Raw genomic sequence first — 10,964 nt, 5'->3', positions numbered from 1 at the left:
GGCGAACGCGGCGGCGCGGGCGCGGAAGGTGGCGGCCCGGACGGGGTCGTGGTCGCCGCGCAGGCGCGCGTACGCGAGGCCGTAGAAGTGCATCGCGAAGGGGACGTAGTGGTCGAGTTGCGCGCGCTCCCGGTCGGGGAGGCCGTCCGCGTACCAGCCGCCGCCCTCGTAACAGCGGTCGATAAGGTCGAGGGCGCGCGTGAGGGCCGCGTCGTCGTGCGGCTCGCCGAGCCGTTCGAGGGCGACGTTGACGAGCACCCGGAACCACTGCCAGTTGTTCGGGCCGACGAACACGTGGTTGACCCTTTCGAGCCAGCTCTTGACGTGGCGTCGGGCGCGGGGGTCGAGCGGCGACCACAGGTGTTCCGGGGCGAGGGCGAGGGCGAAGGCGAGCGCGGCGGCCTCGACGATGAGCTGCGAGCCGTCGGTGACGGGCCCCCAGTACTCGGGGTGGTCGGGGTCGGTGCCGGCGGTGAGGCCGCGCGTGACGTGGGTCAGGTCGACGTGGGCCCTCCCCGCCGCGAGGGGCGAGAGCCCCCAGAGTCGCCGCGCGAAGCCCTCGAGCTCGGCGGCGGCGTCCGGGTAGTGCGCGCCGAAGGCGCCGAGGCGGACGCGCGCGCCTCCGGGGCTGACGTGCGGGGCGAGGGGACGCGTGAGGTCGAGGACGGCCGAGTGGAAGTCGTCACGGGTGACGAGCGGGTTGGTGGCGAGGGGCGTGGACATGGGTGGTCCTCCGGACGGGGTCGCGCGGGTGTAGCGGGGTTGCCTGACGCAGGTATAACGTTACACCCCGGGCAGGTGACGGTCGCGGTTCCCTCGGGGGACCGTCGGCCGGGGCACCATTGGTGTCCTGCTGCCGCGCTTGACACGCCCTTGATGGAAGTGTACGGTGGATTTAACGATAAACCAGGAGCAGGGGACACCTGTGCTCTATGCTGACGGCGTGGACGACCACGCCGCACCGGAGAGAACCGTGTCGGGACACGCCGTCACAATCCAAGACATCGCCCGAGAAGCCGGCGTCTCCAAGATGACCGTCTCACAGGTGCTCAACAACCGCGGACGCATCTCCGACGCCACCCGCGAACGCGTCCTCGGCATCGCCAAGGACCTCGGCTACGTCGCCAACGCCGCCGCCCGCAGCCTCCGCGGCGGCCGCACCAACCTCGTCGGCCTCGTCGTCCAGGAACTCGGCAACGCCTACTACGCCGAAATCCTCCGCGGCGCCAGCAGCGCCATCCAGGAACGCGGCCTCGACGTCATCCTCTACACCGCCAGCTACGACCCCCAACGCGAACGCCGCAGCGTCGCCGCCCTCTCCGGCGGCCTCACCGACGGCCTCGTCCTCATCACCCCCTTCGAGGACGTCGAGGCCCTCCAGGCGCTCGGCAAGCTCCGCACACCCGTCGTGCTCGTCAACCACTTCGACCGCAACACCAACCTGCCCGAAGTCAACGCCGACAACTACCAGGGCATCAAGGACGCCGTGCGGCACCTGCACGACCTCGGGCACCGCCGCGTCGCCTACCTCACCGGCGGAGGCGGCGCCTCCAGCGTGATCCGTCAGCGCGGCTACCACGACGCCCTCCACGAACTCGGCCTGCCCCCCGCCGGCGACCTCCTCGTCGAAGGCGACTACTCCCAGCCGACCGGACGCGCGCTCACGCACCGCCTGCTCGACCGCGCCGACCCGCCCACCGCGATCCTCGCCGCGAACGACTTCGTCGCCTACGGCGTGCTCGAAGCGGTCCGCGAACGCGGCCTCAGCGTCCCCACCGACATCAGCGTCGTCGGCTTCGACGACATCCCCATGAGCAGCCAGGTGAGCCCCGCGCTCACCACCATCCGGCACCCGCTTGAGGACATCGGCCGCACGGCCGTCCAGCTGCTGCTGGACGCCCTGGAAGGCAACCGCACCGAGGGGACCGTCACGCTCCCCAGCCAGCTCGTCGTCCGGCAGTCCACCGGCCCGCCCCGGTAAGCCCGCCCGATCCGCGCAGCACCACGCACCGCCTGCACGAACGCAAGGGGGAAGTCATGTCGTATTCCAAGAAGCTCACCGCCGCCGCCGCCCTCACCGCCACGCTGCTCCTCGGCACCGCCCACCAGCAGGCCGGCAGACCCGTCACCCTCAAGCTGTGGCACAACCGCATCGCCAGTAGCGAATCCTTCGAGAAGGAAATCCGCGAGTTCGAACGCCAGAACCCCGGCATCAAGGTCGAGATCACCCCCACCAGCGGCGCGCAGTACACCCAGGTCGTCAACCTCGCCTTCCGAGGCGGCGAGACCCCCGACGTGTTCGTCGTCCCCACCGACGGCGGCGTCGGCCTCAAGGACCTCGTGAGCAACAAGTGGGCGCTGCCACTCAACAAGTGGGCGACCCCCGCGTGGCAACGCACCTTCCCCGCCGACTCCTTCGTCGAGGGCGTCAACGTCTACGACGGCAACGTCTACTCCGCGCCCTTCGCCGGCGGCGGCGCGAACTACCTCGCCCTGTACATCAACAACAAGGTCTTCCGCGACGCCGGCCTCGTCGACGCCAGCGGCAAGATTCGCGTGCCACGCACCTGGGCCGAACAACGCCAGTTCGCCCGGCAGATCGCGGAGCGCTCCGGCGGCAAGGTCTACGGCATGGGCTTCGGCGCCAAGCAGGGCGACTACGTCCTCAACATCCAGATGCAGGGCGTCCGCGCCAGCGGCGCGCCCACCGCCGGTCCCCTCGGGTACTACTTCCACAACGCCAAGACCGGCAAGTTCGAGTTCGCCAGCAACCCCGTCTTCCGGCAGTGGTTCGAGACGTGGATCGACATGAAGAACGACGGCAGCCTCTACCCGCAGTCGAGCGTCTACAACGACGAGCAGATCCGCCCGATCTTCGCGAGCGGCGCGTTCGGCATGTACGTCAACGGCAACTGGCTCCCCGCCTCGCTCGCGCAGACCAACCCCGACTTCACCGACTACACCGTCGTCACCATGCCGCAGGCCAAAACGCAGCCCGGCAGCTACTACTACCGCGGCGTGCCCGCCGGCGCGGAACTCGTGATCAGCAGCAAGACCAAATACCCCGAGCAGGCCTGGAAGCTGTTCTCGTTCCTCAACAGCCGCGCCAGCGCCAACCGCTGGGTCGGATACGGCGAAAGCGTCCGCGTATGGCCGCAGACCGCCAGCCTCGCCAAAGGCAAGGCCGGCGAGGCCGCCAAGGTCGGCGTGCAGGTCAACAAGGTCGCGCCGAACTTCAACGCGCTCCGCCCGCAACTCGCGGACGTCAAGTTCAAGGAACCCACCCCCAACTTCGAGTACTACGTCCTCGCCGCGTTCAACGGCCAGCTCAAGAAACAGGACCTGCCCAAGGTCCTCAAAGACCTCGAGGACAGCTACAACGCCGCGCTCGCCGACGCCGTCGACACCGCCCGCAAGAACGGCAGCAAGGTCACCCTCGCCGACTTCGCCTTCCCCGACTGGGACCCCACCAAGGACCAGGCGACCCTCAAGTGACGCGAACCCGGGGTGAGCGGCGTAGCCGCTCACCCCGGCGCGGCACGCCCTCCTCAATGAACCCGGACTCGAGGCGCGCATGACCACCCACGCGAACAAACCCACAGCGGCGACCAGGCCGCGTGACGGCTTCGGACGCCGCGTCACGCGCGCCGCGTGGTCGTACGTCCTCCTCGCGCCCGCCGTGGCGCTCGTCGCGCTGTTCGTCATCTATCCGCTGATCGCCAGCTACCCGTACACCCTCTACCACTGGAACGGCGTCGGCACGCCCGACCAGTACGTCGGCCTCAGGAACTTCACCGACGTCGCGCGTGACCCCTTCTTCTGGAGCGCGTTCAAGCATACCTTCGCGTACGTCGCGATGGTCGTGCCGCTCCAGCTGCTGCTCTCCCTGATCCTCGCGCTCGTCCTTAACAACCCCGCCCTGCGCGGCCGCAACCTGTATCGCGCGCTGTACTTCACGCCCGCCGTGACCAGCACCCTCGTCGTCGGCATCGTCCTGAGCTTCATCTTCACCTCCCTCGGCCAGCCCGTCAGCGAGTTCCTCCAGTCGGTCGGCGTCCTGCGCAGGGGAGAAGTGATCAACATCCTCGCCGACCCGCGCTTCGCGCTGCCCGCCATCGCCATCGTCGGCGTGTGGCACGGCATGGGCTACAATCTCATCTACTTCCTCGCGGCGCTGCAAAGCATCCCGAAGGAACTCTACGAAGCCGCGCGCATCGACGGCGCCACGAGCGTGCAGGAATTCTGGCGCATCACCATCCCGATGCTCCGCGCGCCCGGCATGATCATCCTGTTCCTGACGCTCACCGGCGCGCTCGGCGTGTTCGAACTCGTCGTGGCGCTCAGCGGCGTCGGCGCGACCGGCCTCCTGGCCGGCACCGAGGTCGTCAGCACCTACATCTACCGCAACGCCTTCAGCGCCACCGACGCCAACGTCGGCTTCGCCAGCGCCGCCGCGCTGTTCATGGGCTTCCTCACGATCGGCATCAGCCTGCTGCAACTCCTCGTCTTCCGCCGCCTCGGCATCCGCCGACCCGGCCTCACCGACACCCAGGAGGAACGCGCGTGAGTGTCCTCAACCGTCTGCGTCCCCTGCTGACACACGTCATCCTGCTCGCCGTCGCGTTCTTCTACCTCTTCCCGTTCGCGTGGATGCTCGGCAGCTCCCTTAAGACGCCCGGCGAGTTCTTCACCGCCGGCCTCCAGGTGTTCCCCGCCGAGGCGCAGTGGCACAACTACGTCGACGCGTGGAGCAAGGCCCGGTTCGGCACCTACTTCCTCAACACCTTCCTCGTCGCGGCGGGCAGCACCCTGATGCTCGTGCTGATCACCTCCGCCGCCGGGTACACCCTCGCGCGCACCACCTTCCCCGGCCGCGCCGCCGTCGTCGCCGTGATGGTGCTGCTGTTCTTCCTGCCGGGCGGGTACACCGTCATCCCGCTGTACGACCTCGTCACCAGGCTCGGGCTGCTCAGCACCCTCTGGGCCGTGATCCTCGTCATCACCGCCGGCAGCATCATCTACAACACCATCCTCTTCAGCGGGTACTTCACGACGCTCTCGCGCGACGTGGAGGAAAGCGCCCTCGTGGACGGCGCCAGCACCCCAGTGATCTTCTGGCGGATCGCGCTGCCCCAGGCGACCCCCATGATCGCCACCGTCGGGCTCTTCCACTTCATGTACAGCTGGAACTCCTTCTTCATCCCGTTGATCTTCACGCTCGGCAACCCCAAGCTGCGCACCCTCGCCGTCGGCATGCAGGCCTTCGTCGGGGAGAACCAGACGCAGTGGACGTGGATCTGCGCGGGCGCCGCGATGACCATCGTGCCGATCATGCTGCTGTTCTTCTTCATGCAGCGCTACTTCGTCGACGCCATCGCCGGCGCCGTCAAAGGCTGACGCTCCACCCTGACCGCTCCGCGTCGAGCGCTCGACGCGTCCGGTAACCGTCCGCGCCGCCCTCACAACCCAGCCCAGCCACCTCGGCCCGCCCCCCCTTCGCGGACCGACAGGAGCACCGTCGCATGAAACGACTCATCATCCGCACGCCGCTGGTCACCGCCCTCACCCTCGCCCTCGCCGCCTGCGCCCAGAGCCCCACCACCGGCACGGCCGCTCGCGGCACCACCGGCGACGTCCGCGCCCTCGCGGCCATCACCGCGAACGTCTACGTCGACTGGGGTCAGACGCAGGCGACCGCCACCAAGGAACTCTACGGCGTCGGGCTGTACGGCGGCGTCAGCGCCAACATCTCCTCGCAGAGCACCTACAAGAGCAACCTCGCGTACTTCAAGCCGGGTCTCGTGCGCTTCCACTACGGCGGGCTGGTGAACAGCAGCGCCACCGACGAGCGCGGCTGGGTCGACACCACCAACAAGACCTGGGACACGGCGCGCATCAACACCGTCATGAACAACATCGACGGCCTCAACAGCAGCGCCTACGGCTACTTCCGCCCGGAGAAGATGGTCAACATCCCCTACTGGCCGTCGTGGATGAAGACCTACCAGTACACCGCCGGCGGGCAGACCCGCACCCTGCTCGACCCGACCGAGTTCGACAACTACGCCGCGTTCTGCGCGCAACTCGCGACGATCCTCAAGAACCAGGGCCGCAACGTCAAGTACTACACCCTCACCAACGAACTCGACGACACCTACTACGTGCCCTTCGCGAACGCCGGCGCGCCCGACAAGCTCGACGAGCTCATCACCCTCTACAACAAGGTCGCCGTGGCCGTGAAGCAGGCCGACCCGAACGCCAAGGTCGGCGGGCTGGAGTTCGCCCGCGGCGACCTCGTCGCGGGTGTGCGCCGCTTCGTCACGGGCGCCAAGGCCAACCTGGACTTCCTCCCATACCACTTCTACGCCAACAACGACCCGTACGCCAGCAACGCCAGCGTGTACAACCGCACGCAGGACGCCGCCCGGCACGGCCTCGACATCGTCAACATCGTCAAGCAGGCCGGGCTGAACATCCCCGTGATGGACACCGAGTTCAACATCAACTACGCCGGGCAGCAGGACTACAAGATGACCCTCTCGCAAGGCGCGGTGTACGACGCCCTCATCTGGATCGGCGCGATCGACAACGGGCAGAGCGCCACCGCCGCGTGGAACGACCGCGACGGCATCTTCGGGAAGCTCAACAACGACGCGAACAACAGCATCCGCGTCGGCGCGCACAACATTCAGATGTTCCAGAACCGCATGGTCGGCGAGCGCGTCACCAGCACCAGCGACACCGGCGACATCGTCACCATGGCCGTCAAGACCGCCAGCGCCAAGAGCGTCGCGATCATCAACCGCAGCGACGCCGCCCAGACCGTCAAGGTCAACTTCACCTCCAACTGGACGACCGGCAGCACCTTCAACCGCTACGTCGTCGCGCCCGACCCGCAGTACTACTACACCGGCACCATCTCCCTCGCGGACCTCCAGAACGGCAACTTCACCGTGCAACCCAACTCCGTCACGGTCCTCAGCGTGGCGGACAGCCAGGCCGTGACCAGCAACAGCACCGAGCTGTCCCGCACCGGGTGGACCGCGAGCGCCTCGACGAGCTCCAGCACCGACGTGCCCGCACGCGCGCTGGACAACAACGGCGGCACCCGCTGGGCGACGGGCGCCGCGCAGACCCCGGGGCAGTGGTTCCAGGTGGACCTCGGCAGCGCCCAGACCTTCGACAGGATCCTGCTCGACTCCGGTCAGAGCGGCACCGACTTCATCCGCCGCTACGAGGTGTACGTCACCAACGACCCCGCCAGCCTCGGCTCGCCCGTCCCGACCGGCGCGGGCATCGCCGTCAACGGCAGCAGCTACGGCACGGGCGGCGGCGTCGCCGGGCAGAACACCACCATCACCTTCGCGCCCCGCACCGGCCGGTACGTCCGCATCGTGCAGAAAGGCTGCTGCACCCCCGGCAGCAACTGGTGGGGCATCAACGAGTTCCGCCTCTACCGCCACTGACCCACGCACCAGGGACCGCCGCGCGCGCGGCGGTCCCCATCGGAGGCGCCCTTGACGATTCACACCACCCCCGACCTATCCCGCGACGTCACCGTCACGTTCGACCCGGCGCCGCTGCCCGCGCACTTCACCTGGGGCGTCGCCACCTCCGCCTACCAGATCGAGGGCGCCTGGAACGCGGACGGCAAGGGCCCCAGCATCTGGGACACCTTCAGCCACACGCCCGGCAAGGTCAGGCGCGGCGACGCCGGCGACGTCGCCTGCGACCACTACCACCGCTGGCCGGGCGACCTCGACCTCCTCCACGACCTCGGCGTGAACGCCTACCGCTTCAGCGTCAGCTGGCCCCGCGTCCTCCCGGACGGGCACGGCCGCGTCAACGCGGCCGGCCTCGCCTTTTACGACCGTCTCGTCGACGGTCTCCTCGAGCGCGGCGTCACCCCCTGGCTGACCCTGTACCACTGGGACCTCCCGCAGGCCCTCCAGGAACGCGGCGGCTGGGCGGCGCGCGACACCGCCCGTCACTTCGAAGCGTATGCCGAGGTCCTCGCGCGGACCCTCGGTGACCGCGTGAAGCGCTGGATCACCCACAACGAACCCTGGGTCACCGCCCTCGTCGGGTACCGCTACGGCAGCTTCGCGCCCGGCGTGCGCGACGCGCAGGCCGGCATGGACGCCGTGCATCACGTGCTGCTCTCGCACGGCCTCGCCACCCGCGCCCTGCGCGCGCACGTCCCGGACGCGAAGGTCGGGGTGAGCCTCAGTCTCTCCCCGGTGCATCCCGCGAGCGACGCGGACGACGACCGCGCCGCCGCCGAGCGCTTCGACGCGTACTACAACCGCATCTTCCTCGACCCCCTGCTGCGCGGCGCGTACCCCGACGGCCTGTTCGACCGGCTCGGTGGAATCGAACCCACCATCCTCGACGGTGACCTCGACCTCGCGAGCACCCCGCTGGACTTCCTCGGCGTGAACTACTACTACCGCAAGGTCGTCCGCGCCACGCCCGGCGAAGGCGAACTCGACCTCCAGGAGGTCCGGCTGCCCGACACGACCTTCAGCAACCTCGACATGGAAGTCTACCCGGACGGACTGCGTGAACTGCTCGTCCGCCTCCACGAGGACTACCGCCCCAAGTCGATCGTGATCACCGAGAACGGCCTGTCGCTGCCCGACGAGCCGGACGACGCGGGCGAGGTGAACGACGAGGACCGCGCGCGCTACATCGCCGCGCACCTCGCGAGCGCCGAGGCGGCGCGCCGCGCGGGCGTACCCGTCGACGGGTACTTCGTGTGGAGCCTGCTGGACAACTTCGAGTGGGCGTACGGGTACGAGCCGCGCCTCGGCCTCGTCTACGTCGACTACGGCTCTCAGCGCCGAACCGTCAAGCGCAGCGGACGCTGGTACCACGACCTCGTCGCACGTCACCGCGCCGCCCACGCCGGGAAGGTCCCGTGAGGCTCGGCGTCTGCGACTACCCCGAGCACGTCTCCCGCGAGACTTGGCTCACGTACCCCGCGATGATGAAGACGCTCGGCCTCGAGGTCGTGCGTCTCGCGGAGTTCGCGTGGGCGCGGTTCGAACCGCGTCCGGGCGAGTTCGACTTCGACTGGCTCGACGAGGCCGTCGACGCGCTGCACGCCGAGGGCCTCGGGGTGGTGCTGGGCACCCCCACCGCCACCCCGCCGAACTGGCTGACGCACGAGCGGCCCGAGCTGCTGCTCGTCGACGAGCAGGGCCGACGCCGCAGGCCCGGCTCGCGCCGGCACTACGACTACGCCAGCCCCGACTGGTGGGACGAGACGAGACGCGTCGTCGAGGTCGTCGCGCGCCGCTACGGCGCGCATCCCGCGGTGATCGGCTGGCAGACCGACAACGAGCACGGCTGCCACGACACCGTCCGCTCGTACAGCGACCACGCGCGGCGCGCCTTCCAGCGCTGGCTCGCGGCGAAGTACGGCACGGTCGACGCGCTCAACGACGCGTGGGGCGCGGTGTTCTGGAGTCAGACGTACACGCGCTTCGACGAGGTGGACCTGCCCAACCTCACCGTGTACACCCCCAACCCGTCGCACCTGCTGGACTTCCACCGCTACAGCAGCGACCAGGTCGTCGCGTACGACCGCATGCAGACCGAGATCCTGCGCGCGCACTCCCCGGGACGCTTCGTGACGCACAACTTCATGGTGCTGTTCGAGCAGTTCGACCACTACGACGCCTGCGCGCACCTCGACTTCCCCAGCTTCGACACGTACCCCACCGCCTTCCTCGACGTCTCGTGGCTCAGCGCCGACCTGAAGCGCACCTACGCCCGCACGGGACACCCGGACCTCGCGGGCTTCGCGCATGACTTCTACCGTGGCGTCAAGCCCGGCGCGGCGCACTGGGTGATGGAGCAGCAGGCCGGACACGCCGACTGGGCCGCGCACAACACCCTCCCCGCCGACGGCGCGGTGAACCTGTGGACCATGCAGGCGCACGCGCACGGCGCGGACGCCGTGGTGTACTTCCGCTGGCGCGCCGCGACCGCCGGCGCGGAACTCATGCACTCCGGACTGCTGCGGCACGACGGGAAACCCGACCGCGGCTACCACGAGGTGCGCGACGTCGCGCCCCTCGTCAAGGCCGCGCCCGGCGGACGGGTGCCCGCGCGGGTGGCGCTGCTGCACGACTTCGACAGCCTCTGGGCGTACGACGCGCAGAAGCACGCGCGCAGCGCGTCGTACTGGGCGCAGCTGATGGGGTTCTACACCGCCCTGCGCGAGCAGGGCGTCGACGTGGACGTCCGTCACCCCCTCGCGGACCTCTCGTCGTACGACGCGCTCGTCGCGCCGTGCCTGCACGTCCTGAGCGAGGAGACCGCCGCGCACCTCCGGACGCAGGTGGAGCGGGGCGCGAGGCTGCTCCTCGGGCCCCGCACGGGCTTCCGCCGCGAGAGCGGCCGCGTGTGGGAGGACGGCGCGCCCGGACCGCTCGCGCCGCTCGCCGGTGTCCGCGTCCGCAACTTCGACGCCCTCGCCCCGGGCACCACCGTGGGCGTCACGGCGGGCGGGGGCGAGACGCACCTCGCGCGCACCTGGACGGAGGACCTCGAACCCCAGGTCGACGACGTGGAGGTCCTCGCGCGCTACACGGAAGGTCCCCTGCGTGGCCGCGCCGCCGTCACCCGCCGCGCGCACGGCGCGGGCGGCGTCACCTGCATCGGCGCGTGGAGCGAGACGCTGCTGCGGCGCGTCACGAGCGGCGTGCTGAGCGCCGCGGGCGTCGAGCACGCGCCGCTCCCCGAGGGCGTGCGCGTCAGCCGCCGCGGCGAGCGGCAGTACACGCAGGACTGGCGGTACGCCACCGTCGTCGTCGAGAACCTCGCCGCCCCCCTGGAGACCCGACCATGACCGACGGCCTCTTCACCCGCCGATCCGCGCCGCGCTCCAGGAGGTGCGCGTGAGTCCCACGCTCGACCTGCCGCCCCTGCCTCGCCGCGTCTGGTGGCCCTGGACG

Annotated in this window: 8 protein-coding genes; 7 read left to right on the top strand and 1 reads right to left on the bottom strand. The window is 69.6% G+C overall.

Translation table 11 applies throughout. The features are described from left to right. Positions 1–723, bottom strand: a 723-nt coding sequence (locus DEIPI_RS0121710) for a DUF2264 domain-containing protein (RefSeq protein WP_027483157.1), incomplete at its 3' end; no start/stop codon positions are given. A 220-nt stretch (positions 724–943) separates the two neighbouring features. Here DEIPI_RS0121710 and DEIPI_RS0121705 point away from each other — a divergent pair. The 7 genes from DEIPI_RS0121705 (at position 944) to DEIPI_RS0121675 (ending at position 10,858) form a co-directional block, all read left to right on the top strand. Next, the gene (locus DEIPI_RS0121705) at positions 944–1,981 is read left to right on the top strand and encodes a LacI family DNA-binding transcriptional regulator (protein WP_084474743.1); all 1,038 of its coding nucleotides are present in this window, start codon (positions 944–946) and stop codon (positions 1,979–1,981) included. 56 nt (positions 1,982–2,037) lie between these two features. Continuing rightward, on the top strand, positions 2,038–3,495 hold the full coding sequence (locus DEIPI_RS0121700) for an ABC transporter substrate-binding protein (protein ID WP_027483155.1): 1,458 nt from the start codon (positions 2,038–2,040) through the stop codon (positions 3,493–3,495). A gap of 79 nt (positions 3,496–3,574) precedes the next feature. Then, complete coding sequence (locus DEIPI_RS33540) at positions 3,575–4,567, top strand: carbohydrate ABC transporter permease (RefSeq protein WP_045234848.1); 993 nt, start codon at positions 3,575–3,577, stop codon at positions 4,565–4,567. Beyond that, positions 4,564–5,397, top strand: coding sequence for a carbohydrate ABC transporter permease (locus DEIPI_RS0121690; protein WP_027483154.1), 834 nt, complete (start codon positions 4,564–4,566; stop codon positions 5,395–5,397). The genes DEIPI_RS33540 and DEIPI_RS0121690 overlap by 4 nt, the downstream gene beginning before the upstream one ends. 125 nt (positions 5,398–5,522) lie before the next feature. Beyond that, the gene (locus DEIPI_RS0121685) at positions 5,523–7,466 is read left to right on the top strand and encodes a discoidin domain-containing protein (RefSeq protein ID WP_027483153.1); all 1,944 of its coding nucleotides are present in this window, start codon (positions 5,523–5,525) and stop codon (positions 7,464–7,466) included. A 51-nt stretch (positions 7,467–7,517) separates the two neighbouring features. Continuing rightward, positions 7,518–8,924, top strand: a complete 1,407-nt coding sequence (locus tag DEIPI_RS0121680; protein ID WP_342667530.1) for a GH1 family beta-glucosidase — start codon at positions 7,518–7,520, stop codon at positions 8,922–8,924. Next, positions 8,921–10,858, top strand: coding sequence for a beta-galactosidase (locus DEIPI_RS0121675; protein ID WP_027483151.1), 1,938 nt, complete (start codon positions 8,921–8,923; stop codon positions 10,856–10,858). The genes DEIPI_RS0121680 and DEIPI_RS0121675 overlap by 4 nt, the downstream gene beginning before the upstream one ends. The last annotated feature ends 106 nt before the right edge of the window (positions 10,859–10,964 follow it).

This window comes from Deinococcus pimensis DSM 21231 (genome assembly GCF_000519345.1).
In the GTDB taxonomy this organism is placed as follows: Bacteria; Deinococcota; Deinococci; order Deinococcales; family Deinococcaceae; genus Deinococcus_A; species Deinococcus_A pimensis.
This window is presented reverse-complemented; position numbering and strand designations above follow the sequence as displayed.

Excerpts from the sequence above, each read along its gene's own strand:
- DEIPI_RS0121685 (WP_027483153.1), top strand. The coding sequence starts at position 5,523 with ATGAAACGACTCATCATCCGCACGCCGCTGGTCACCGCCCTCACCCTC.
- DEIPI_RS0121700 (WP_027483155.1), top strand. The coding sequence starts at position 2,038 with ATGTCGTATTCCAAGAAGCTCACCGCCGCCGCCGCCCTCACCGCCACG.
- DEIPI_RS33540 (WP_045234848.1), top strand. The coding sequence starts at position 3,575 with ATGACCACCCACGCGAACAAACCCACAGCGGCGACCAGGCCGCGTGAC.